The 21,483-nt window shown below is 64.3% G+C and carries 23 protein-coding genes; 10 read left to right on the forward strand and 13 right to left on the reverse strand.

Annotated elements, in window-relative coordinates; translation table 11 throughout:
- Positions 1-94 precede the first annotated feature (94 nt).
- A complete protein-coding gene (locus LQV39_RS07940; RefSeq protein WP_230023012.1) occupies positions 95-499 on the forward strand; it encodes a VOC family protein in 405 nt (134 codons plus the stop codon).
- Here LQV39_RS07940 and LQV39_RS07945 read toward each other — a convergent pair.
- From LQV39_RS07945 to LQV39_RS07955, 3 genes are all read right to left on the reverse strand, one after another.
- Entirely contained in the window at positions 459-1,097 is a 639-nt protein-coding gene (locus LQV39_RS07945) for an HAD family phosphatase (RefSeq protein WP_230023015.1), read from the reverse strand. The genes LQV39_RS07940 and LQV39_RS07945 overlap by 41 nt on opposite strands.
- Before the next feature lie 7 nt (positions 1,098-1,104).
- The gene (locus tag LQV39_RS07950) at positions 1,105-1,308 is read right to left on the reverse strand and encodes a hypothetical protein (protein WP_230023018.1); all 204 of its coding nucleotides are present in this window, start codon (positions 1,306-1,308) and stop codon (positions 1,105-1,107) included.
- 65 nt (positions 1,309-1,373) lie between these two features.
- Positions 1,374-2,219, reverse strand: a complete 846-nt coding sequence (locus LQV39_RS07955) for an endonuclease/exonuclease/phosphatase family protein (RefSeq protein WP_230023020.1) — start codon at positions 2,217-2,219, stop codon at positions 1,374-1,376.
- A 143-nt stretch (positions 2,220-2,362) separates the two neighbouring features.
- On the opposite strand from LQV39_RS07955, the gene LQV39_RS07960 reads away from it, so the two are divergent.
- The 3 genes from LQV39_RS07960 (at position 2,363) to LQV39_RS07970 (ending at position 4,873) form a co-directional block, all read left to right on the forward strand.
- Positions 2,363-3,145 (forward strand): TatD family hydrolase, encoded by a 783-nt coding sequence (locus LQV39_RS07960; protein ID WP_230023023.1) that lies wholly within the window; start codon positions 2,363-2,365, stop codon positions 3,143-3,145.
- 2 nt (positions 3,146-3,147) lie between these two features.
- The gene (locus LQV39_RS07965) at positions 3,148-3,789 is read left to right on the forward strand and encodes an ankyrin repeat domain-containing protein (RefSeq protein WP_230023026.1); all 642 of its coding nucleotides are present in this window, start codon (positions 3,148-3,150) and stop codon (positions 3,787-3,789) included.
- 151 nt (positions 3,790-3,940) lie between these two features.
- Complete coding sequence (locus tag LQV39_RS07970; RefSeq protein ID WP_230023028.1) at positions 3,941-4,873, forward strand: methyltransferase domain-containing protein; 933 nt, start codon at positions 3,941-3,943, stop codon at positions 4,871-4,873.
- Positions 4,874-4,888: 15 nt separating this feature from the next.
- On the opposite strand, the gene LQV39_RS07975 is transcribed toward LQV39_RS07970, so the two are convergent.
- Complete coding sequence (locus tag LQV39_RS07975) at positions 4,889-5,635, reverse strand: hypothetical protein (protein ID WP_230023031.1); 747 nt, start codon at positions 5,633-5,635, stop codon at positions 4,889-4,891.
- Between the two features lie 168 nt (positions 5,636-5,803).
- Here LQV39_RS07975 and LQV39_RS07980 point away from each other — a divergent pair, with 168 nt between their 5' ends.
- The 3 genes from LQV39_RS07980 to lpxO all read left to right on the forward strand — a co-directional run bounded on the left by LQV39_RS07980 (position 5,804) and on the right by lpxO (position 7,364).
- The gene (locus tag LQV39_RS07980; protein WP_230023034.1) at positions 5,804-6,004 is read left to right on the forward strand and encodes a hypothetical protein; all 201 of its coding nucleotides are present in this window, start codon (positions 5,804-5,806) and stop codon (positions 6,002-6,004) included.
- Positions 6,005-6,108: 104 nt separating this feature from the next.
- The gene (locus LQV39_RS07985; protein WP_230023037.1) at positions 6,109-6,336 is read left to right on the forward strand and encodes a DUF6139 family protein; all 228 of its coding nucleotides are present in this window, start codon (positions 6,109-6,111) and stop codon (positions 6,334-6,336) included.
- Positions 6,337-6,467: 131 nt separating this feature from the next.
- Positions 6,468-7,364, forward strand: a complete 897-nt coding sequence (gene lpxO, locus LQV39_RS07990; protein WP_230023052.1) for a lipid A hydroxylase LpxO — start codon at positions 6,468-6,470, stop codon at positions 7,362-7,364.
- Between the two features lie 69 nt (positions 7,365-7,433).
- Here lpxO and LQV39_RS07995 read toward each other — a convergent pair whose 3' ends face one another.
- From LQV39_RS07995 to LQV39_RS08015, 5 genes are all read right to left on the reverse strand, one after another.
- The gene (locus tag LQV39_RS07995) at positions 7,434-8,861 is read right to left on the reverse strand and encodes an acetate kinase (RefSeq protein ID WP_230023056.1); all 1,428 of its coding nucleotides are present in this window, start codon (positions 8,859-8,861) and stop codon (positions 7,434-7,436) included.
- Positions 8,862-8,884: 23 nt separating this feature from the next.
- Positions 8,885-9,388 carry a hypothetical protein gene (locus LQV39_RS08000; protein WP_230023060.1) on the reverse strand — a complete coding sequence of 168 codons (504 nt, stop codon included), beginning with the start codon at positions 9,386-9,388 and terminating at the stop codon, positions 8,885-8,887.
- Between the two features lie 10 nt (positions 9,389-9,398).
- Positions 9,399-10,076: a C39 family peptidase gene (locus LQV39_RS08005; protein ID WP_230023063.1), complete on the reverse strand. Its 678-nt coding sequence runs from the start codon at positions 10,074-10,076 to the stop codon at positions 9,399-9,401.
- Positions 10,073-10,501, reverse strand: a complete 429-nt coding sequence (locus LQV39_RS08010) for a hypothetical protein (protein WP_230023066.1) — start codon at positions 10,499-10,501, stop codon at positions 10,073-10,075. The genes LQV39_RS08005 and LQV39_RS08010 overlap by 4 nt, the downstream gene beginning before the upstream one ends.
- 87 nt (positions 10,502-10,588) lie before the next feature.
- Positions 10,589-12,694, reverse strand: coding sequence for a hypothetical protein (locus LQV39_RS08015; protein WP_230023072.1), 2,106 nt, complete (start codon positions 12,692-12,694; stop codon positions 10,589-10,591).
- Between LQV39_RS08015 and LQV39_RS08020 the strand changes: the two genes are divergently transcribed.
- Positions 12,693-13,094, forward strand: a complete 402-nt coding sequence (locus LQV39_RS08020) for a hypothetical protein (RefSeq protein WP_230023075.1) — start codon at positions 12,693-12,695, stop codon at positions 13,092-13,094. The genes LQV39_RS08015 and LQV39_RS08020 overlap by 2 nt on opposite strands.
- A 260-nt stretch (positions 13,095-13,354) precedes the next feature.
- On the opposite strand, the gene LQV39_RS08025 is transcribed toward LQV39_RS08020, so the two are convergent.
- Together LQV39_RS08025 and LQV39_RS08030 are read right to left on the reverse strand one after the other, a co-directional pair.
- Positions 13,355-14,689, reverse strand: coding sequence for a sigma-54 dependent transcriptional regulator (locus LQV39_RS08025; protein WP_230023078.1), 1,335 nt, complete (start codon positions 14,687-14,689; stop codon positions 13,355-13,357).
- Positions 14,690-15,097: 408 nt separating this feature from the next.
- On the reverse strand, positions 15,098-17,068 hold the full coding sequence (locus tag LQV39_RS08030) for a U32 family peptidase (protein ID WP_230023081.1): 1,971 nt from the start codon (positions 17,066-17,068) through the stop codon (positions 15,098-15,100).
- A 114-nt stretch (positions 17,069-17,182) separates the two neighbouring features.
- Here LQV39_RS08030 and LQV39_RS08035 point away from each other — a divergent pair, with 114 nt between their 5' ends.
- Positions 17,183-17,431 (forward strand): hypothetical protein, encoded by a 249-nt coding sequence (locus LQV39_RS08035; RefSeq protein WP_230023084.1) that lies wholly within the window; start codon positions 17,183-17,185, stop codon positions 17,429-17,431.
- A 46-nt stretch (positions 17,432-17,477) separates the two neighbouring features.
- On the opposite strand, the gene LQV39_RS08040 is transcribed toward LQV39_RS08035, so the two are convergent.
- Complete coding sequence (locus LQV39_RS08040) at positions 17,478-19,763, reverse strand: FdhF/YdeP family oxidoreductase (protein ID WP_230023098.1); 2,286 nt, start codon at positions 19,761-19,763, stop codon at positions 17,478-17,480.
- A 194-nt stretch (positions 19,764-19,957) separates the two neighbouring features.
- Between LQV39_RS08040 and LQV39_RS08045 the strand changes: the two genes are divergently transcribed.
- The gene (locus LQV39_RS08045; protein WP_230023102.1) at positions 19,958-21,067 is read left to right on the forward strand and encodes a catalase family protein; all 1,110 of its coding nucleotides are present in this window, start codon (positions 19,958-19,960) and stop codon (positions 21,065-21,067) included.
- Here LQV39_RS08045 and LQV39_RS08050 read toward each other — a convergent pair.
- Positions 21,064-21,441 carry a hypothetical protein gene (locus LQV39_RS08050; RefSeq protein ID WP_230023105.1) on the reverse strand — a complete coding sequence of 126 codons (378 nt, stop codon included), beginning with the start codon at positions 21,439-21,441 and terminating at the stop codon, positions 21,064-21,066. The two genes, LQV39_RS08045 and LQV39_RS08050, sit on opposite strands and share 4 nt — an antisense overlap.
- Positions 21,442-21,483: the final 42 nt, after the last annotated feature.

Raw genomic sequence — 21,483 nt, forward strand, 5'->3', positions numbered from 1 at the left:
CCGAAAATGGCGGGGTTGCCATAAAGATATGTTACACGTATCCTTGGCTTGCCAGTCAGGAAATTTTCTCGGGACCATTCAACCGGAGCGTGATATGACCATCCCCACTATCGGCGCGTTTGCCATCGTGCCGAGCAACGATTTGGCGGCTGCCCGGCCGTTCTGGGAGCGCCTGGGTTTCGAGTGCACCGGCGACTTCGGGCACTACCTCATCATGACCGGCTGGGCATGCGAAGTCCACCTGACGCAGGCGGGCAGCGGCCCCTGGCGCGTGCCGGAAGAGCACAATCCCTTCGGGGTTTTTATCCGCACACCGGACGTGGATGCCATTGCCGCGCGGGTCGACGATCTCATCATCCGGCCTGGCGGTGTCTTGCGTCACCGCGAGTGGGGTATGTATGAGTTCAGTGTTTGCGGACCGGACGGCCTGCCGGTTCGCATTGGCTGGCCCTCCCACCTCATGCAGGGGGCAGCGGAATCCCCAGGTCCTGCAACCTGAGGCGCAAGTCCCCGGCGCTTTGAAAGTGGATGCCGTGCAGGCCTTCCACGACGGCTGCCTCGACATTGCGCATGCTGTCATCGATGAACACGGTGGACGCCGGATCAAGCTGGTAGCGATCGATTAAAAGCTTGAAGATCGCCGGATCCGGCTTCACGAGCAGTTCTCGGCCGGACACGACAATCCCCTCGAACCATTCGAGAAACGAAAAGCGCCGCAGGGCGATGGGGAAGGTTTCGTGCGACCAGTTGGTGAGGGCGAGCAGCCGGATGCCGAGCGCGCGTAGTTGCGCAAGAATTTCGACAGTTTCGTCGATGGCGCCGGGAATCATTTCCTCCCAGCGCTCATGATAGGCCCGGATGTTCGCCTCATGCGATGGATGCTGCTTGATTGCCAGTGCAATCCCATCTTTCCATGGTCGTCCACAATCCTGCCGTTCGTTCCATTCGGCGTTACACACTTCGGTCAGAAAATGTTCCATCGCCGCGTTATCGTCGGCGAATATCTTCCTGTAGAGGGCCCGTGGGTCCCATTTGATCAGAACGTTACCGAGGTCGAAAACGACAGTGTGGACTTTCGCTTGCGTGTTGGATCGCATGCCTGGTTCAGTCGCCGGGTCCTTCGCCGGGCATCGTGTCCGCCATCAGCCGGAGCTCTTCCGGCGTCAGTTCTTCCGGTTTCTTCTTCGCCAGGGCATCGAAGTCTGGATGCTTGTCCACTTGCGCGTGCTGCTGGGACTGCCCGGACTGGTCGTCGTCTTGCTGGTTTTCGTTTTGCTGATCGTCGGTTTGGGGCTGCGTTGTGCTCATGATAAGGCTCCATGCTGAAAGGTCATTGCGGCCAAGTTTCGCATGGAGCCGTTTACGGTGTCGCTCTACTTGACGACCAGGCGCGCCACGACCGGGTGATGGTCCGAGGGATAGCGCCGGTCCAGCGAATCGCTCAGCACCGCATACTTCAGCACCTCGACATGGCGGTCGACGAAGATATAGTCGATGCGCTCGCTCATCGGCGCATCCAGGTGAAAGTTGTTGAATGTCCCGACCGGGCCATAGGGCGGCGCTTTACTCACCTTGAAGGCGTCGCGCAGGGCGGCCGACATGGTCTGTATCTGAACCGTTTCCGGGGTCGAATTGAAATCGCCCACGCAGATGACTGGTTCGCCGTGGGTGATCTCGGCAATCTTCCGCAACATCAGTTTGGCCGACTCCCGGCGCGCCACTTCGCCCTCGTGGTCGAAATGGACCGAAAACATATACAGCGCGCGTCCGCTGGCCCGGTCGCGCAGGCGCGCCCAGGAGGCCAGGCGATGGCAGCATTTGGCATCCCAGCCGAAAGAAGGGCGTTCGGGCGTTTCGCTGAGCCAGAAATCGCCCTTGTCCAGCAAGGCAAAGCGGCTCTTGCGGAAAAAGATGGCCGAATGCTCGCCGGCGTCCTTGCCGTCGTCGCGGCCGACGCCGACGTGCCCGAATTCCTCCATCTGCGCCAGGTCGGCGATTTGATCGGGCAGCCCTTCCTGCGTACCGAAGACGTCGAACTCGTGATAGCGGATCAGCGCCTTCACCATCTCCTTGCGCGCTGGCCAGGCATTCGGGCCGTCGCCGGGATTGTTCATGCGCAGGTTATAGGTGGCGACATTCATGGGCGCCGGCGAATGCTGTGTTGCGGACCAGGCGGGCGCGCACATCAGGCCGATCAGGAGGAAAAATAGGGTTCTCATCCCTGGAGTTAATCATATTCCGCTGTCCAGGTGGTGCGGAGAGGGGAAAAGTGCCGGGCAGTTTATTTGTATCCGCTAAACGGGACCATATGCCGGCCATTCCTGCAAACGCCCCGTTTGGCGCTCTCGCGTACAATGTGGGGATGTACATCGATTCACACTGCCATATCAATTTCCCGGAGCTGGCCGCCCGCATGCCCGAGATTCTCGCCAAAATGGCCGAGAACAAGGTCGACAAGGCGCTGTGCGTGTCCGTCAACCTGCCGGAGTTCCCCAGCGTGCTCGCCCTGGCGGAGCAATATCCGCATATTTACGCGTCGGTCGGCGTCCACCCGGACTACGAAGACACGCCCGAGCCCAGCGTCGAGGAGCTGGTGCGCCTGGCCGATCATCCGAAGATCGTCGCCATCGGCGAGACCGGTCTCGACTACTACCGCCTCGAGGGTGATCTCGAATGGCAGCGCGCGCGCTTCCGCACTCACATCCGCGCCTCGCGCGAGACGCGCAAACCCCTGATCATCCACACCCGCTCGGCCAGTCTTGATACCATCCGCATCCTGCAGGAAGAGGGCGCGGCGGTCGACAAGGGCGGCGTGGCCGGCGTGATGCACTGCTTCACGGAGTCGCTGGAGGTCGCGCTGGCCGCGATCGAGATGGGTTTTTACATCTCTTTCTCCGGGATCGTGACCTTCAAGAGCGCAAAAGACCTGCAGGCGGTGGCCCAAGCACTTCCGCTGGATCGCATCTTGATCGAAACCGACTCGCCCTATCTCGCGCCCGTGCCCTACCGTGGGAAAATGAACGAACCGGGCTTCGTGCCCCATGTGGCCGAGTTCATCGCCACGCTTAAGGACGTGCCGCTGCGCGAAGTGGCGGAGCGCACCACCGACAATTTTTATAAGCTGTTCAAGGTACCGAAGGAGTGAACATGATGCAGCGTCGCGGTTTTCTTCGTTTGACCGGCCGGGCGATCCTTGCAGGGATCGTGCTGGCCGCCTTCCCTGGAACCGCGGTGCTGGCCGCCACGCCCGAGCAGACCACGAATTTCTTCCGCGCCGTGTCCATGGACGATGCCGCCACCGTCAAGTCCCTGCTGGCGGCGGGCGTGGACCCGAACCAGCAGAATCCCCTTGGCGGCGAGCCGGCGCTGGTGATCGCGGCCCGCGAAGGGTCGATGCGGGTACTGCGCACGCTGCTCGACCAGCCCGGCATCCAGCTCGACGCCACCGCCATGAACGGCAACACGGCCCTGATGATGGCTGCCTTCAAGCGCAACCGGCAGGCCGCCGAAGCCCTGATCGCGCGCGGCGCGGCCGTCAACCGTCCCGGCTGGACCCCGCTGCACTATGCGGCCGCCAGCGGCGACGAGGATGTCGCGCGCCTGCTGATCAAGCGCGGCGCCAAGCTGGACGCCGTCTCGCCGCCGGCCAGCGGCAGCTACACCCCGCTGATGATGGCGGCCCGGGAAGGGCATCCGGACATGGTCGCCTTCCTCACGGAACAGGGCGCGAACCCGAAGCTGACCAATAGCGAAGGCCTGACCGCAGCTCAGCTCGCAGCCCGCCGGTAGGGCGGGCTGCGGCGCCGTCCACGCGTAAGGTCTGACCCGCCAGCGGCCCTCAAGCGCCAAACTGGCGCGGAAAACCCCATCACCTCCGCGCATCAAAATCTTTCCTCGTTGCAGATAATGCTTCCATGCAATCAACCGTGCAAGGAACAACATGCTGAACGAACGCGAAATCGAGAGCTGCTACCTGGGGCAGTTCATCCCGGTCCATTACCACCACAACATGCTGATGGACCACAATCGCATGCACAGCTTCAAGTCGGCCATCTTCCACGCCGTCAAGCCGGGCGCCAAGGTCCTCGAACTGGGCGGCGGCACCGGCGTGCTGTCGTTCTTTGCCGCGCAGAATGCGGACAAGGTCTATTGCGTCGAGTTCAATCCGGACATGGTGCGTGAAGCCCGCAAATTCCTGGCCATGAACCAGAACGGCCACAAGGTCGAAGTGGTCCACGCCGACGCCTTCGAATACCTGCCGCCGGAGCCGGTCGACGTCGTGATCTGCGAGATGATCCATGTCGCCATGCTGCGCGAGAAGCAGGTCGAGATGATGGAATCCTTCAAGCGCCGTTATCTGGCGCGCTTTGGCGGCCCGCTGCCGGTGTTCCTGCCGGAAGCCGTGATCATGGCGGCCCAGCCGCTGCAGCAGGAATACGATTTCGAAGGCTTCCACGCGCCGATCGTGCAGTTCCAGCCGACCAACGTCATCTACCCGGGCACGGTCGAACTGGCGCAGCCGGGCGTCTACAGCATCATGGACTTCAGCCAGCCGACCGACATGAACGTCGCCTGGGAAGGCCGCTTCCTGATCGAAAAGGCCGGCCGCCTGAACGCGCTGCGCTTCATCACCAAGAACGTGCTGTCGATCGTCGAAGAGCAGGGCACCACCATCGACTGGCTGAACCATTACATGATGCTGCCGCTGGCGCAGCCGATGGACGTGCAGGCCGGCGACGTCGTGCAAGTCAGCTTTGCCTACCGCTGCGGCGGCTCGCTGCCGTCGCTGGAAGCGTCGCTCCGCGCCGAGGTCGTGGCGCGCTTCGAAGATCAGGCGGTCGTGGAACACGCGGGCGCCGCGGAATACGCGTAATCCGCAGCGGATACCTTACTGGGCGGGGTCGAGTAGGCGGTCCCGCCTGATCCAGCCCTTGAATACCTGTCCGCTCTTCGGATTTCGGTATTCGATCTCCACGAAGGCGCCGGTCTCGCGGCTGGCGTTGACCCGGTCGCCCGGCACCAGGAACACCTTGGCGGTGCGGCAGGCTTCCAGCGGCGCCGAATGGAAATAGGCGCGGCCGGCCCCGGCTACCGTCTTGTTCGCTTCGTCCGGCGTCAGCGCGACGGCAGTGCTGGCCGCCGCCAGCGCGCTGGCTTCGCACTGATCCAGCACGCCTGGCAACTCGCTCAGCTGGCCACCGGCAAAGGCGAACTCATGGATCCGCGGCGTTCCCTGGGCCCCGGCCGGCGCTGCCGCCAGCTGCACCACCGCATTCCCATCCTGCAGGCGCGCACCGAACAGCGTCATGCAATTGCCGAAGGGCGCCGATAGCGCCGGCCCACCTTCCGCACCCACTTCCACCAGGACGAATTCGTGCCGGCAGTTCAGGCCCGGCAGGGTGGCGTCCGCCAGCACATAGTCGCGCTCGGCGCGCAGCGCCAGCCTGGAGAGGCCGGCATCGCCGCGCATGCGGGCAATCGGCTTGCCCTGGAACAGGAGTGCGCTGCGCTCCTCGCTGGCTGGAATCGCGCTGACCGTACCGTAACGGGTGGCCACGCTGTTGCGCTCCTGCGCATGGAGGCAGGCACTGCCCATCGACAGCAGGATGGCTGGAATGAAGGGGAGGATACGCATCGGGCTTTCTCGTTCGACAACAGACGAAGATTACCACCCCAACGCCATTCAACCCCGCTTTTCCCCCGTCCATCCCTCTCTGTTACCATTTATCGCATCGCGATTGCCGGCGGGCCGGCTTGTCATTACAGTCACAGCATCGACGTCCATCTCCCGAAGGAGCGCACAATGTTCGGTTTCCTCGTCTGGTTGGTCCTGCTGTTCCTGTGCTGGCCCATCGCCCTGATGGCGCTGTTCCTGTATCCGCTGGTATGGCTGATCCTGCTGCCCTTCCGCCTGGTGGGCATCGGCGTGGAAGCCGTATTCGAGCTGCTGAGGGCCATCGTGATGCTGCCGGCGCGTGTGCTGGGCGCTTCTCCGGGCCGTTGAAACGGCGACGTGTGCGTCGGATAACAGACCGTGCTCCGCGCTTCGCCTATCGTAGGCATACTGATGGCTTGAATCCATCAGCCATGCTTTGAAAGGAAACGACTATGCGCCTGGATATTTACCGCAGAGCCGAGCAGGACGGAAAATTCTCCTACCTGGCGGTACCCGAAACCCGCAACATCCCCGAGGAAGCCACGAATACCGACTGGGAAGTCGAAGCCCGCGCAGTCGAGGTGGACGACGACGCCCAGCAGATCGACGATTACGACATCCGGAACCTGACCGGCCAGCTGGCCGAAAAGGGGTATGCCGTGACCTCGACCATGCACTGACGCTGTAGTACGTCCACGACAAATTGTCGGCGTCCTTCAACCATCTCGCCTCCGGCGAGCGGGTTGAGGGACGCCTCGCCATGCCTATGGTATCCTTGCGCTCCTTTTAGTCAGGTGCACGTGGAGGCGTAATGAAGTGGGCAGTCGTGGGTTTTCTCATCCTTTCGGTCCTGCATATCCATTTCCGCGGCAAGGTCCGTCTGCCGTTCGGCCGCCAGCTGTTCGACCATTCGTCGTTCATGGCCCCGATTAATATCTTCATGCACCTGTTTTCCCGGGTGCCGAGCACGCCCTACATCCCGGTCCGCGAATTCCCCGAACTCGACGTCCTCCAGCAGAACTGGGAAACGATCCGCGAGGAAGCCCTGCACCTGGTCTCGCTGCAGAAGATCAAGGCCTCCGAAGAGAACAACGACGCCGGCTTCAATTCCTTCTTCAAGACCGGCTGGAAGCGCTTTTACCTGAAGTGGTACGACGCCAGCCACCCCTCGGCCGAGCGCCTCTGCCCCAAGACCTATGCGCTGCTGCAGGGCATCCCCTCGGTGAAGGCGGCGATGTTCGCCGAGCTGCCGCCGGGCGCGAAGCTGAACCCGCACCGCGACCCCTTCGCCGGCTCGATGCGTTACCACCTGGGCCTGGCCACGCCGAACGACGACCGCTGCTTCATCGAAGTCGACGGCCAGCGCTACAGCTGGCGCGACGGCCAGGGCGTGATCTTCGACGAAACCTTCATCCACTGGGCCGAGAACACCAGCGGCCAGGACCGCGTGATCCTGTTCTGCGACGTCGAGCGCCCGCTGCGCTTCGGGATGGGCGCGGTCAACCGCTGGCTCGGCCGCACCATGATGACGGCCGCCGCTTCGCCCAACGAATCCGGCGACCAGACCGGCCTGGTGAGCAAGCTGTTCCGCATCTCGCACGTGATGGGCCAGTACCGCCGCCGTTACAAGGCGTGGAACAAGAACGCTTATAAGGCCACCAAGGTGCTGCTGGTGGTGGGTTTGGCTGCCCTGATTTACTATATTTAAGCGCCCGCCGGCATAAAAAACGGCGCGCCAGCCCGGGAGGGCGGCGCGCCGTTGTCGTTCCTGGAGCGTTCAGAACGAAAATGGCATCCGGACCATCAGCGTGACGTCCGGCGTATCGCGTGTCAAACCGGCACCCACGGACACGTTCAAGGTGCGCTGGTTGTTGAGGCGGTAGGAATAGCCCAGCAGCAGGGTGCCCAGCTGCATGCGCACCGAGCCCGGCACCACTTGGCCGCCCTGCTTGGTGCGGCCCACCGAGTTGTGGTCGTAGCCGATGCTGAACGAGGCCTTTTCGTTCAGCGCCAGGCCCATGCCGAAATTGAAGCCGAACACATCGCCCGGTTTCACATCGCCCAGGAATTCCTTTTCGCCGTTCAGCACGGTGCGGTAGACGTTGCCGCGCTTGAAGTTGTGGGTGTAGCTGAAGCTGCCGAAGAAGATCGCCGGGTCGGAGGGCATCAGCCAGGTCAGGCTCGGCTGTACCGAATAGAAGCCGGAGCCGGTCGGCAGGTCCAGCGGCAGGCCGGTGCCGGTCACGTTTTCGCCCACACAGCGGGTCTGGCAGTCCGTGACAACCTGGAACGGATCGCGGCCGGTGCGCGACTTGAAGCGGAAGCCGCCGATGAAATAGGGCTTGTCGACGCCGCCTTCGTTCAGCTGGTAGCGCCAGCCGAGTTCGACGTCGCCGATGCCCTGGCCGCTGGTGTTGAAGGCGCGTTCGGTGGCGGTGCCGGTGAACAGTTCGCGGCTGACGGTGGCGTCGCTGCGGTAGGTGTACGGGATCTTGGCTTCGAGCTCGAGACGGTTGTCGAAGCCGTAGCGGAAGGTGGCGGCGCCGGTGGTCGTGTTGCGTTTTACTTCGCGCACGTCCAGCAGGCCGATCAGCAGCGCCGGGATCACCGTGTAGCCGATCAGCGCCACCCGGTTGCTGGACGAGTAGCCGTACTGGATCGAGGGCTCGAACACCAGCTTGCCGCGCGGCGTCAGCACGCCCGGGCTTTCGAAGATCGGCGCCACCTGCGGCGCGCGGCTTTCGGCGCTGGGCGGACGGCCGACCGTGGGGCTGTTGTTGATCGGCTGCGGCGACGGCGGCGGCGCGCTGCCGTTGTCCTGCTGCTGGCCGGCGGCGGCCACCGGGGCCGATCCGAGGCCGCGCAGCAGGTCGAGCGAGGAATGTGGTGCGGCGGCAGGGTACTGGGCGGGCGCCGCCGCTTGCCCGTTTACTGGTGCGGTGATCGGCGAGGGCAGCAGCGCCGTCGCCGTGGCCGGCTGCTGCGGATTGCCGGTCCCGCGAAGATTGTCGAGCTGGGACGGCGCCGCGACGCCGCTTGCGCGCAGCTGGCGCTCCAGTTCGTCGACCCGTGCACGTTGTTCTTCCAGCTGTTGTCGCATGATCTTCAGCTGTTCCATTAGATCGGGCGACTGCGCGCCGGCGGGGAATGCCGCCAGGACAAGGCTAACGCCAATCGCAAAGGACAGCGCTGGAATCTTAGGCATATTTTTCTTCTCCGGTTGCGCCATCACCTTCCTGTGATGGCAGTGTTTAAGGCGTTATTGAGCGTGGACTGGAAATTCATGTTCTGCAGCATTCCACGCGCATTCACGCTGGCGTTGATGATGGTCTGGTTGTTGATCAGCTGGTCGTTCAGGCTGTTCTGGATGATGGTCCCGCCCAGCACGTCGCGGCCGAGCTCGAGGTTGGCGGTGCCGAGGCCGTTCTGGATCAGGCGGACCTGATTCGCGGTATCGGCGGACACCTTCGACATGCCGCTGGTCAGATTGCCGAGGTCGCCCAGGTTGAGCTGGCTGCGTTCGACTACGTTGCCGTTGATGGTGACGATGCGGTCGATGCCCAGCGAGACGACCAGCCCGCCGGGGACTTCGAAGCCGCCGCGCATCGCGTCGAGGGCGTCCGGTTCGACCGCCTCCGCGGCGTCGAAGCCGGCGACAGGGGCATCCGCCCACCCATGGCTCGCCGCTGCGGCGCTGGCCAGGAGGAAGCAGATCTTGAGGGTGAGGCGCATGGTATCTCCTCTAGAAATCGGTGGGCCCGAACTTCGGCAGGCCCATGTAGTCGATGCCGGTCCGGTTCACCGCTTCGCCCAGCGGCGCGCGTGGTGCGGCACGCCAGTCGGCGGTGAGATTGAACTGGGGCTTGTTCGGCGCTTCGTGGATGACGAACAGCAGCCGGGTCGGCCAGATGGATTCGAAATGTTCGCGCGTGATCGCGCGCGTGCCGCTGGACGGATCGCCCAGCAGGATGCGGCCGTTTTCCGCGCCCTTGACGACGACGAAGTGGTTGTAGCCCTTCTCGGAGATCAGGACGATGGCCGGCACGCCGGCGCTGACCAGCTTCTCGATCGGCTGGCGGAAACCGTCGGCCTTGAAGCCGATGGAGGCCAGGTAGCGCTGCATGTCGAGCAGCGAAAAACCTTCGCGGCGGATCTTGTCCTGGTCGCCCTGGTCCCACATGGCCTTGAAGGCGACCGTTTCGCTGATCGGATAGCCGTAATGGTGGGTCAGCAGGGTGGCCAGCGCGGCTGAGCCGCAGCTGAAATCGTATTGCTGGCGGGTGGTGGAAACGAACTTCAGTTCCTTGAGACTGTGAACCGGAACGTTAAAGCGGGCGCCACCCGCGATCGGCAGGTCGGCTGCGTTCGCGCAGGTGGCGCCCATCAGTGCGCACAGAAGGGGCAGGGCACTACGGTTCATTTGAATTGCACATTGATGATGGTGGCACTCTGGATCAGCACGTTTGCACCGCTGTTCTGGATGACCACCGGAATCCCCGACATATTCGAAAACGCACCGGAATCGATGGAATTGGCTCCGGTGACGACGTTGGTGGCGCTGTTGCCCGTCACGACACCGTCCAGCTTCATGTCGTTCTTGGTTTCCGCGGCGCCGCCGCGTGACTGTTCGAGCTTGCCGAGGTCGGCCGCCGGCCCGAAGTCGAGGCTGAGGCCGGCTTTGGCCGGGACTGCCGCCTGCACTTCCTGCTTGGCAGGCTGCTGGGCGGCCCCGGACTGGCTGGCCTGCGCCTCGGCCGGTCCGGCCCAGGCCGGAGACGCCATCAGCGCAAGCACAGCGATGCTGCACAAGCGCCTGGCGACTCCCTGGTTGAATGGATGCTGCATTCTTTACCCCCGTTTGCTCTACTGCGATGAACGTCAGGCCCACTTCCGCCCCGCCGGGGCGCGGCGGAAGTGGAGCTCAAGCCGCGATTACTGGCCGCCGACGTTCATGTTGCTCTGGACGTTGACGCTCTGCTGCACCAGAGAGGAGATGCCGGTGTTCTGGCTGATCACCATGATGCCTGCCGCGTTCTGGCCGGCGCCGCTCATGTTGTTCGACATGTTGAAGGTGCCGGCATTGACGCTGTTCGAGCCGCCGTTGCCGCCTGCACCCGCACCGCCCATGCCGCCGGTACCGTTACCGGTGGTGATCGCTGCCAGGTCGCCGCCACGGCCGGCAGTGCTGGTACCGCCTGCACCGCCCGCGCCGCCTGCACCGCCCGAGGAGCCGCCGTTCGAGGCCGCGCCGCTGGATGCCGCACCGGTGGCCGACGAGCCGCCCGCACCACCGGTGCCTGCGGTATTCGAAGCCGAACCGCTTGCCGCGCCTGCGCCACCGGAGGCGCCTGCACCGCCAGCTGCACCGTTGCCGCCGGTACCGGCAGTCGAGGTGCCCGAAGCGCCAGCACCGCCGGCACCCGAAGCGCCTGCAGTGTTGCCGGCGCCTGCGCCGCCGGTGCTGGTGTGGCCCGAACCTGCGCCGCCGGTGCCGGCAGTGGCTTCGCCGCCTGCTGCGCCTGCGCCTGCCGTGTTGGTGGCCGACGAACCTGCGCCGCCCATTGCACCGGCACCGCCTGCTGCGCCTGCGCCGCCTGCGCCGCCTGCTGCGCCGTTACCGCCGGTGCCTGCTGCGCCGCCGGTGGTGGTGCCGGCGGTCGAGCTGTTGGCGCCCGAGCTCACAGTGCCGCCGGTCGCGCTGTTCGAGCCAGCGGTAGCCGTGCCGCTTGCGCCGCCGGTGCCCGGGTTGGTGTCCGAGCCGCCCGACATCCCGCCTGCGCCGCTCGTTGCGTTGCCGCCGGCAACGCGGGTTGCGCCGTTCGAAGCGCCGTTGTCGCCGGTCGAGGCGCCGGCATTGCCAGCCGAACCGCCTGCGCCGGCCATGCCGCCTGCACCGCCGGTGCCGGCCATGCCGCCTGCGCCGCCCGATGCCCCCGAACCGCCAGCGCCGCCGGCGCCGCCGGTTGCCATGCCGGTACGGCCGCCGTTACCGCCGTCACCGGCCGTTGCGCCGCCGGCGTAGCCGCCGTTGCCGCCCATATTGCCGCCGGCGTAGCCGCCGTTGCCGCCCGAAGCCGCGCCGCCTGCACCGCTGGCGCCGCCGTAGCCGCCGTTGGCCGACGAGCCGCCGCCTGCCGCGCCCGAACCGCCGGCACCGCCTGCACCACCCGAGGCGCCCGAACCGCCTGCGCCGGTGGTCGAAGCAGCGCTGGAGCCGCCTGCGCCGCCCATGCCCGAGGTCGAGCCGCCCGAGGTGGCCGAGCCCGAGGTTGCCGAGCCGTTCGAAGCCATGCCGCCTGCTGCGCCTGCGGCGCCGTTGGCGTTGCCCGAGGTGGCGCCCGCGCCGCTGGAAGCGGTCACGCCGCCGGCGCTGCCTGCCGCGCCCGCACCGCCGTCACCGCCGGCGCCGTTGGCGTTGCCGGTGTTGTTGGCGACGTTGCCGATGTTCGACACGTTGTTGCCGGACACCGAACCGTTCAGGCGCGAGATTGCCTGGGCGGTCGAGGTGTTGTAGGCGTTCGACAGGTTCGAGGTCGCGTTGCCGGTGTTCGAAGCAGCTGCGCCGACGCCCGAAGCGCGCGACGCGCCGTTCTTGCCGGTGCTCTGGTCGCGGTTGTCGCTGTTGTCCGAATTGTCGGACATGTCGCGGTTGTCGTTATTCGAATTACGGGTGCTCTGGTCACGCGAGTCGCTCGTGTTGTTCGAGTTGTTCATGCTCTGGTTGCGCGAATCGCTCGTGTTGTTCGAGTTGTTCGTGCTCTGGTTGCGCGAGTCGTTGTTCGAATCGCGGGTGGTGGTGTTGCCGGAGTTGCGGTTGGTGGTGTTGGTGGTGGTGTTGGTGCGGGTGGTGCTGTTGTCGTTGTTCGACGAGTTCATGCTGTTGTTGCTGCGGTCGCTGCTGTCGGCATTCGTGGTGTTGCCGCTGTTGTTGGTGCTGTTGTTGCTGCTGTCCGAGGTGTTGGTGCTGCGGTTGCTGTTGTCGGTGCTGGTACGGGTGCTGGTACGGGTGGTGCTGTTGTCGTTTTGCGACGAGTTCATGCTGCTGTTGCTGCGGTTGCTGTTGTCGTTCGCGTTGCTGGTGTTGGTGCTGTTGTTGCTGTTGTCGTGCGTGCTGTTGTTGCTGCTGTCGTGCGTGCTGTTGTTGCTGCTGTCGTTGTTCGACGAATTCATGCTGCTGTTGGTGCGGGTGCTGTTGTCGTTCGCGTTGCTGGTGTTCGTGCTGCTGTTGCTGTTGTCGTTGTTCGACGAGTTCATGCTGCTGTTACTGCGGTCGCTGCTGTCGGTAGAGGTGTTGGTAGTCGTCATATTGCGGTTCGACGTGACGGTGCTACCGCCGCGGGCCGTGATGTCATCGGCGGCCGAAGCGCTCAGCGAGAAAGCGAGCGAGATGGCGGTTACGAGCAAAGTCTTGTTCATTCGATTTCCCCTCTGGGTCTGATTGGTTGGATAGATCGGCTGTAGCGCCGACACTTTTGTCTATTGCACAACCAATGCCAGCTACATGGATGAGTTCGCTAAGTATTTGTTTTTGTTGACTTTGTCCGTATCGTCCTACGGGCCTGTCAGTCATATTCCGGCACGAATTGTCGAATTTGCCGAAGAACTGTTTCAACTCCGGTACAGGTGTGTCCACTTGAGTCTGGCAACGCACAAATGTATCTGGACACAGTGTCACACCTTGTTACAGCTGTTAAGGGCTTAGGGACGCATGTTGTGTTTGCTCAGAAGCCGGTACATCGTGGTCCGCGAAACGCCCAGGTCGCGCGCGGCGCGGCTGACGTTCTGGCCGCTGCGTTCGAGGCAGTCACGCAGCGCACTGCGCTCCGAACGGGCCCGCGTGTCTTCCAGCGCGGCGGAGATCGGCGCCGGTATGCCTCGCGTCAGGCCGAGGTCTTCGGGCGCGATCAGGCGTCCGTCGGACATCACCATCGCGCGCCGTACCCGGTTGATCAGTTCGCGCACATTGCCGGGCCAGTCGTGGTCGAGGATGGCGGCGATCGCGCGGTCGGAGAAACCCTTCAGGCGCGGCGCCTTCTCGCTCGCATACAGCTGGAAGAAGTGCTCGGCCAGCGCCACGATGTCCTCGCGGCGGTCGCGCAGCGGCGGCACCGTGACCGGCAGCACCGCCAGGCGGTAGTACAGGTCTTCGCGGAAGTCGCCCTTGTTGACGGCCTGCTGCAGCTGTACGTGGGAGGCGGCGATCACGCGCACGTCGACGCGGATCTGGCGCGTGCTGCCGACCCTGCAGATGGTTTTCTCCTGCAGGAAGCGCAGCAGGTTGGCCTGGAGGTCCTTCGGCAGGTCGCCGATCTCGTCCAGGAACAGGGTGCCGCCGTCGGCCGATTCGATCAGGCCGGCCTTGCCGCGGGTGGCACCGGTGAAGGCGCCGCGTTCGTAGCCGAACAGCTCGGACTGGATCAGGGTGGGAGAGATGGCGCCGCAGTTGATCGGCACGAAGGGCCCGGCCGCGCGCTCTGAACCGGCATGGATGGCCTGCGCCGTCAGCTCCTTGCCGCTGCCGCTCTCGCCCCAGATCAGCACCGGGGCCGCGACCTTGGCGACGCGCTCGATCTGGGCCCGCAGGCGTACGATCGCGTCGCAGTGGCCGATCAGGGGCGAGTCGGCGTTGTCGTGGTCGATCAGCTGCTGGCGGCGACGCTTCAGCATGGCCCAGCCATGCGCATGGCCCAGGGTGTGCGAGAGGCGGACCGGATCAGGCGGCGCGGTATGGTAGTCGCACAGGTGCTCGACCACCAGGTCGCGGTAGAGCGTCGAATCGAGATCGCGCGGGCTGAACACGCCCACCCATTGCATATTGCTGTGACGGCGCAGGAAGGCGTCGATATCGCCTGGGCGCTGTTGTTCGCGGTCGTGCATGAGCAGACCGACAAGGTAGTGGCTGTTACGTAGTTCGCGCGCGGCCTCGGCCAGGCTCGTGACGCTGCAGATCTCCCAATCCGGCATGGTGTCGCACAAGAGTGCGTCCGTATCCACATGCGCGGGGGCGATGCACAACAAGCGTTTGTGTGCCATCTATCCTCCATGAAAAACGAGTGCGCCAGTCCCGCGGACGAGGCTTACATCCATGAAGATCGGCGCAACAATGCATAAAAATTGTAACTTCTTGTAGGACTACATGCCGTTCAATAGCCAAGAGGAAATAAACATTCGTCAATTGGCGTTTATGCAATATTATGCCGCGCGTTTCTGAACAGTGGCGGACGATACGAACCGCGTCCTCAGAGGGAGAAAGCATGAATTTCCCCTGCCGGACCCGGCTATTCTGCTACCCGAAAGTTACAAGCACGTAACGGGGCGGCGCGTCGAAGCCAGCGCAAAGAGAGAGGCGGTGTGATGGGGAAGATACTGAACGATGTAGTCCTGTTCGGACTACGAAGGCCACACCGGAGGGACCGGTGTGGCCTGAGAATGCGTCTGCGCTCAGGCGCGCGGGCGGGTGCGGTGGAAGACCAGGGGGCTGTAGGGGATGGCCGAAGGCGGCGGCGAATTCAGGATATGCGGCTTCATCGCGCCGATGATGTGCATTTCGCAGGGCTTGCAGTCGAACTTCAGGGTATAGCGCTCGTCGCCGCTGACCAGGGTCATCGGTTCCGCACGGACCTGGCCCTGCACACCCTGCACGCCCTTGGCCTGCTTCGGGCACAGGTTGAAGGAGAAGCGCAGGCAGTGCTTGGTAATCATCAGCGAGACTTCGCCCGGCTCCTCGTGCGCCTCGTAGGCTGCGGCGATCAGCTGCACGCCGTGCTTGTGGTAGAAGGCGCGCGCCTTTTCGTTGTAGACGTTGGCCAGGTAGCTGAGCTGGGCTTCCGGATAGCTTGCCGGCGGCTCCGCGGCCGGTGCGCGCTCCGGGCGCTCCCAGCTCGCCAGGCGCGCAGCCTCATGGGCGGCAACGGCGTCGCGCCGCAGCGCGTTGATGGCGCTGGAGGGCACGAACCAGGGCTGCGAGAGCTGCAGTTCGATGCTGCGCGCCTCGAACATGGTGTTACCGAGCTTGCCCAGGCTGGTGCGCAGGCCGGCTTCGGCCTGTTCCGCCTGCTGGGCCGGCTGCAGGGCCAGGGACGCATCGGCGTGGCTGGCGATGCCGTCTTCGTCCGTGATACTCAGGCGCAGTCCGTTCGGCAATTCCGACAATTGCAGATCGACAGCGACGCGGCGTTCCGAGGATTTCTTGGTCAGCGCCGATTCCCACTGGTGGTCGCGGTTGCGGCTGAGCGCCGTGCCGACCTTCAGTCCCACCAGGCTGGACACCGGCTCGTTCGGGAATACGCGCCAGCGCTGGCCTTCGGCATCTTCGCCCAGCTTCTGCACGGTATTCGCCTGGATGCCGACCGTTTCACGCTTGTGCATGTAGTTCAGGCCGTCGCCGTTGGCCATGGCCGCATTGGTGAGCAGGTCGAAATTGTCGCCGCCGATGCGCGTGACGGTCCCCAGTTCGACGCCTACGTACTTGGGCGAATCGAAGGCGCCGATGGTCTCCTTGCGGCCGGTAGCGAAATAATCGGTGTGGCCGCGGTGGAAGTTCTTGTCGACGTCCGGCGTGAACATGATGCTGGTGCGGCCGCTGGAGGCAGCCGCCAGTTCCGGGCGGCGTTCCAGGATCTCGTCCAGCAACAGCCGGTAATGGGCGGTGATGTTCTTCACATAGCCCATGTCCTTGTAGCGGCCCTCGATCTTGAAGGAGCGGATGCCGGCATCGACCAGCGCTTCCAGGTTGCGGCTCTGGTCGTTGTCCTTCATCGACAGCAGATGTTTCTCGAAGGCGACCACGCGCCCCTGGCCGTCCGACAGCGTGTAGGGAAGGCGGCAAGCCTGCGAGCAGTCGCCGCGGTTGGCGCTGCGGCCGTTGTCCGCGTGCGAGATATAGCACTGGCCCGAGAAGGCCACGCACAGCGCGCCATGGATGAAGTATTCGAGCGGCGTCTCGACCTGGGCGCGGACCGCCTTGATCTGCTCGATGGTCAGCTCGCGCGCCAGCACCAGCTGCGAGAAGCCGACCTGCGAAAGAAATTTCGCCTTCTCGACCGTGCGGATGTCGCACTGGGTCGAGGCGTGCATCTGGATCGGCGGCAGGTCCATCTCCAGCAGGCCCATGTCCTGGATGATCAGGGCGTCGACGCCGGCGTTGTACAGGTCCCAGATCTGCTGGCGCGCGGTCTCCAGCTCGGCGTCGTGCATGATCGTGTTCATGGTCACGAAGATGCGCGAGCGGTAGCGGTGCGCGAACTCGACCAGCGCCGCGATGTCCTCGAGCGGATTGCTGGCATTGTGGCGGGCGCCGAAGGCCGGGCCGCCGATGTACACCGCGTCCGCGCCATGCAGGATGGCTTCGCGGCCGATCTCGGCGGTTTTGGCGGGGGACAGCAGTTCGAGCTGGTGGGCGAGCAGGGACATGGCGGCTTTTGTGCGGATGGTGCGAAAGGCGGAAATTATAGTCGGATCAAGGGTTTATGTCATTGTGTGAGCCTGTAAAATACAGCTTTGCAACCGCACGTACAGAACATTCGCATGGAAACCAATGATCAGCGCTACCTCGTCCAGCAAAACAAAGTTGCCGACGACGCCAAAGCCGCACCCGTATTCGCCAAGGTAATGCGCAGCAAGGAAGGCAAGTTCGAAGGCGTTTCCTTTATCAGGAACAAGGAAAAGGCGACCGTGATGACGGTCGCCGAAGCCCAGGAGGCCGTCGATTGGGCGACGAAAAAGAAGGGCAACGCCAAGGACTACGTGACCAAGATCATTTGCGTCGGACAGTAGTGCAGCTTAAATCAGCGATGGTGGGCACATGGTGCCCACCCTACCGTCAGTGCGCCGCCTCGATCCGCACCGCAATCGACTTCGCCGCCGGCACATAGCTCTCCTTCGCGTAATGCCACAGCGGCAGCAGCGGGTTGCACTCCGGGTAGTAGCCGGCGATGCACCCCGGCGGCACCGGGTACTCCATCACCGTCAGCCCGTCCACGCGCCGCTCGACGCCGTCATCGGTGGCGGTCAGCGCGCTGACCTTGGCGCCGTCCCGCAGCCCGCGCGCCTCCATGTCCGCCTTCGACATGAAGATGACCATGCGGTCGCCGGTCACGCCGCGGAAACGGTCGTCCAGGCTGTAGATCGTGGTGTTGAACTGGCCGTCGCTGCGTACCGTGAACAGACGCAGGGTATCCGGACGGTCCTTCATGTCCGGGTCGACCGTCAGGCCGTCCGGCACCGTGAAATTCGCCTTGCCGTTCGGGGTCTTCCATTCGCGGTGAGCGGCCGCGATCGGCTTGCGGAAGCCGCCGGGCGTCCACATCCGCGCGTTGAAGTCGTGGAAGATCTCCGGGTAGGTCTCGGCGATGGCGTCGCGGATCTTGCTGTAGTCGGCCACCCAGCCATCCCAGTCGACTTTCGGGTTCGGCGCCAGCGTTGCCTTGGCCAGTCCGGCGACGATGGCCGGTTCCGACAGCAGCGTGCTTGCTGCCGGCTCGGCCATGCCCTTCGAGCCGTGCATGCAGCCCGTCGAATCCTCGACCGACACCGCCTGCTCGACGCCGCCCTGGACGTCTTTTTCGATCCGGCCCAGGCAAGGGAGAATGTAGGCGGCCTGGCCGTGCACCAGGTGGCTGCGGTTGAGCTTGGTCGAGATCTGCACCGTCAGTGGCAGCGCGCGCCAGGCTTCTTCCATCTTTCCGTGGTCGGGGACAGCGCGCACGAGGTTGCCGCCCAGGCTGACCAGCGCCTTCACTTTCCCGCTCTGGATGCCTTCGCAGGTCTCGATCGTGTTCAGGCCTTTCTCGCGCGGCGGCTCGAAGCCGTACTGTTCCTTCAGCTTGTCGAGCGGCGCCAGCTCCGGCTTTTCAGTGATGCCGACCGTGCGCTGGCCCTGCACATTGGAGTGGCCGCGCACCGGGCAGATGCCGGCGCCCGGCTTTCCGATGTTCCCGCGCAGCAGCAGCAGGTTGACCAGCATCTGCACGTTTTCCACGCCGTTGCGGTGCTGGGTCAGGCCCATGCCATAGACGCCGATGACGGCGTTCGAGGCCATGTAGACGCGGGCGGCGTCGCGGATGTCCGCGCGGTCCAGCCCGGCCTCTTGCTCGATCTCGCTCCAGGTGGTTGCGCGTACCTTGTCCACGAAGGGACCGAAGCCCTGGGTGTGCTCGGCAATGAAAGCGGTGTCGACGGCCGGCGGATCGCCGCGCTTCTGCGCTGCGTCTTCCTCTTCCAGCACGGCTTTACACAGTCCCATCAAGGCAGCGATGTCGCCGCCCGCCTTGAGCTGGTGGTACTGGGTGCTGATCGGGGTCTCGGCGCCGCTCAGCATCTCCAGCGGCGACTGCGGATTGGTGAAGCTGACCAGGCCGCGCTCGCGCAGCGGGTTGAAGGTGATGATGGGCACGCCGCGTTTGCGCGCTTCCTGCAGTTGGTGCAGCATGCGCGGGCTGTTCACGCCGACGTTCTGGCCGAAGAACAGGATGCAGTCGGTCTTTTCGAAATCGTCCAGGACCACGGTGCCGACGCCGACGCCGATGCTCTTGGGCAGCGCCACCGAGGTGCTTTCGTGGCACATGTTCGAGCTGTCCGGCAGATTATTGTTGCCGTACATGCGCGCCAGCAGCTGGTACATGTAGGAAGTTTCCAGCGAGGCGCGGCCTGAACTGTAGAACACCACGCTCTTCGGCTCCAGTTTGCGCAAATGGGCGCCGATCTCGCTGAAGGCCTGCTCCCAGCCTATCTCCAGGTAGCGGTCGGACGCGGCATCGTAGCGCAGCGGGACGGTGATGCGGCCGGCGGCTTCGAGGTCGTGGTCGTGCCAGCGCTCGAGTTCGCGTACCGTGTGCTTGTCGAAGAAATCCTTGCCGATGTGCTTGCTGGTGACTTCCCAGGCCGTGGCCTTGGCGCCGCTCTCGCAGAACTCGGCCGGATGCGGGTGCGCGGGCTTGGCCCAGGCGCAGCTGACACAGGCGTAGCCGTCCGGCTTGTTCTGCTTGAGCAGCAGTGCTGCGCGCTGCGGCGGCACTTTTTCCTCGAGGAGAATGCTGCTGACTTCCTTCAGCGATCCCCAGCCGCCGGCCGGGATCTTCGGTTCATGGCTGCTGCCTTCCTTTTCCATAGCTGTCCATCCTCAAAGCTGCCGCCGGTGGGCGCGAAGTCGCCAGCATGAAGGAAGGCAAGGCGCCCGTCTGTTCGTGAGCGCACATGCATTGGGACAAGGATTTCGTTCGTCACGTTTTGGTGCGTCGAAGCACAGAGCCATCGTCTTGCGCCTGTCAGGATCGAAGGCCGATCACACACCAGGCCCATACCATGAGCGCACCTGCCGAAATCCACCCGATCCCGTATTCCCCGGCCGTAGAAGTGCCCGAAGAAAAAGAAGTCGAGACGACGTTCGACTTGAAGGACACGATGCACAGCATCTCCGTGAAGACCTACGAGGATTCCGGGCATGCCATTCGCAGCGTGCATGCCAAGACCCACGGGCTGCTGGTCGGCGAATTGAGCGTGCTCGAAGGCTTGCCGCCGGCGTACGCGCAAGGGCTGTTCGCCGTGCCGGGCAGCTATCCGGTCGTGCTGCGCCTCTCGACCACACCGGGCGACATCCTCAGCGACGACGTCTCGACCCCGCGTGGCATGGCGCTGAAGGTGGTCGGCGTGCCGGGCGAGCGGGTCGACGGCAGCGAGGGCGATGCGACCCAGGACTTCGTGCTGGTGAACGGTCCCGTGTTCACCGCGCCGACAGCCAGGAAATTCGCCGGCAACGCGAAGCTGCTGGCGTCGACCACCGACAAGGCCCCGAACCTGAAGCGTTTGTTCTCGGCGGTGGCGCGCGGGGCCGAGAAGGCGGTTGAAGCGGTCGGCGGCGAAAGCGCCACGCTGAAGTCCCTGGGCGGCCATCCGGAGACCAATCCGCTGGGCGAAACCTATTTCAGCCAGGTGCCGATCCTGTACGGCGACTACATGGCCAAGGTGTCGGTGGCGCCGGTATCGCCGTCCTTGACTGCGTTGAAGGATGCGCCGGTCGACCTGAAGGACAAGCCGGACGGCCTGCGCGATGCCGTCGTTGATTATTTTGCGGCACAGGGCGGCGAGTGGGAGCTTCGAATCCAGCTGTGCACGGACCTCGAGAAGATGCCGATCGAGGACGCCTCGGTCGAGTGGCCGCAGGAACTCAGCCCTTACGTCGCCGTCGCCCGCCTGCGCCTCGAACCGCAGCAGGCGTGGAGCGAGGAACGCGCGCGCCGCATCGACGAGGGCATGCAGTTCAATCCCTGGCATGCGCTTGCGGCGCACCGGCCACTCGGTTCTGTCATGCGCGTGCGCAAGGACGTATATGCGATGTCGAAGCGCTTCCGCGCCGAGCGTAATGGCGTGGAAATCAGCGAGCCGCGCGACCTGGACGATCTGCGCAGCGTTTAGACGGTGACCAGCGCCAGCAGTTCGCTGCGGTCGTCCGCGCGCTGGCACTGGGCGGTGGTGCGGTCCCAGAGCAGGAACATGCCGTAGGCCCAGTTGGCCACCAGTTCGCTCTCGGAGGCCGGCTTGGCCGCCGCGCCATCCGTCAGGCGCAGGATCTCGGCGCGCGTGAGAGCCGTTAGTTGCTCGTAGTTCCAGTCGTCCTTCGGCATCATCTTCTGGCGCGCGCGGTAGCGGCGGGCGCGTTCCGCATCGCTGAGCTTGTCGGCCTTGGGCGGACGCCCGCGCTTGCGGGCTGCTGCTGCGTCGAGGGCGAGTTCGATGGTGCGTTGGTCTTCCGGCTGTTTCATTGCGATGGCGCTGGTTGGCAAGTTCACCACATTATTCGTGATGAGTTACATTAAGGCAAGCTCAGATTG

The organism is Massilia sp. Bi118, assembly GCF_918697865.1.
Classification (GTDB): domain Bacteria; phylum Pseudomonadota; class Gammaproteobacteria; order Burkholderiales; family Burkholderiaceae_D; genus Telluria.

What these genes read in the sequence shown, in the direction of transcription:
- LQV39_RS07985 (WP_230023037.1), top strand. Translation starts at nt 6,109, where the DNA reads ATGCGCCTGGATATTTACCGCAGAGCCGAGCAGGACGGAAAATTCTCC.
- LQV39_RS07955 (WP_230023020.1), bottom strand. Translation starts at nt 2,219, where the DNA reads ATGAGAACCCTATTTTTCCTCCTGATCGGCCTGATGTGCGCGCCCGCC.
- LQV39_RS07980 (WP_230023034.1), top strand. Translation starts at nt 5,804, where the DNA reads ATGTTCGGTTTCCTCGTCTGGTTGGTCCTGCTGTTCCTGTGCTGGCCC.
- LQV39_RS07945 (WP_230023015.1), bottom strand. Translation starts at nt 1,097, where the DNA reads ATGCGATCCAACACGCAAGCGAAAGTCCACACTGTCGTTTTCGACCTC.
- LQV39_RS07975 (WP_230023031.1), bottom strand. Translation starts at nt 5,635, where the DNA reads ATGCGTATCCTCCCCTTCATTCCAGCCATCCTGCTGTCGATGGGCAGT.
- LQV39_RS08010 (WP_230023066.1), bottom strand. Translation starts at nt 10,501, where the DNA reads ATGCAGCATCCATTCAACCAGGGAGTCGCCAGGCGCTTGTGCAGCATC.
- LQV39_RS07995 (WP_230023056.1), bottom strand. Translation starts at nt 8,861, where the DNA reads ATGCCTAAGATTCCAGCGCTGTCCTTTGCGATTGGCGTTAGCCTTGTC.
- lpxO (WP_230023052.1), top strand. Translation starts at nt 6,468, where the DNA reads ATGAAGTGGGCAGTCGTGGGTTTTCTCATCCTTTCGGTCCTGCATATC.
- LQV39_RS08025 (WP_230023078.1), bottom strand. Translation starts at nt 14,689, where the DNA reads ATGGCACACAAACGCTTGTTGTGCATCGCCCCCGCGCATGTGGATACG.
- LQV39_RS08035 (WP_230023084.1), top strand. Translation starts at nt 17,183, where the DNA reads ATGGAAACCAATGATCAGCGCTACCTCGTCCAGCAAAACAAAGTTGCC.
- LQV39_RS07960 (WP_230023023.1), top strand. Translation starts at nt 2,363, where the DNA reads ATGTACATCGATTCACACTGCCATATCAATTTCCCGGAGCTGGCCGCC.
- LQV39_RS08005 (WP_230023063.1), bottom strand. Translation starts at nt 10,076, where the DNA reads ATGAACCGTAGTGCCCTGCCCCTTCTGTGCGCACTGATGGGCGCCACC.
- LQV39_RS07970 (WP_230023028.1), top strand. Translation starts at nt 3,941, where the DNA reads ATGCTGAACGAACGCGAAATCGAGAGCTGCTACCTGGGGCAGTTCATC.
- LQV39_RS08020 (WP_230023075.1), top strand. Translation starts at nt 12,693, where the DNA reads ATGCTGCTGTTGCTGCGGTTGCTGTTGTCGTTCGCGTTGCTGGTGTTG.
- LQV39_RS08000 (WP_230023060.1), bottom strand. Translation starts at nt 9,388, where the DNA reads ATGCGCCTCACCCTCAAGATCTGCTTCCTCCTGGCCAGCGCCGCAGCG.
- LQV39_RS07965 (WP_230023026.1), top strand. Translation starts at nt 3,148, where the DNA reads ATGATGCAGCGTCGCGGTTTTCTTCGTTTGACCGGCCGGGCGATCCTT.
- LQV39_RS08045 (WP_230023102.1), top strand. Translation starts at nt 19,958, where the DNA reads ATGAGCGCACCTGCCGAAATCCACCCGATCCCGTATTCCCCGGCCGTA.
- LQV39_RS08040 (WP_230023098.1), bottom strand. Translation starts at nt 19,763, where the DNA reads ATGGAAAAGGAAGGCAGCAGCCATGAACCGAAGATCCCGGCCGGCGGC.
- LQV39_RS08030 (WP_230023081.1), bottom strand. Translation starts at nt 17,068, where the DNA reads ATGTCCCTGCTCGCCCACCAGCTCGAACTGCTGTCCCCCGCCAAAACC.
- LQV39_RS08015 (WP_230023072.1), bottom strand. Translation starts at nt 12,694, where the DNA reads ATGAACTCGTCGCAAAACGACAACAGCACCACCCGTACCAGCACCCGT.
- LQV39_RS07940 (WP_230023012.1), top strand. Translation starts at nt 95, where the DNA reads ATGACCATCCCCACTATCGGCGCGTTTGCCATCGTGCCGAGCAACGAT.
- LQV39_RS07950 (WP_230023018.1), bottom strand. Translation starts at nt 1,308, where the DNA reads ATGAGCACAACGCAGCCCCAAACCGACGATCAGCAAAACGAAAACCAG.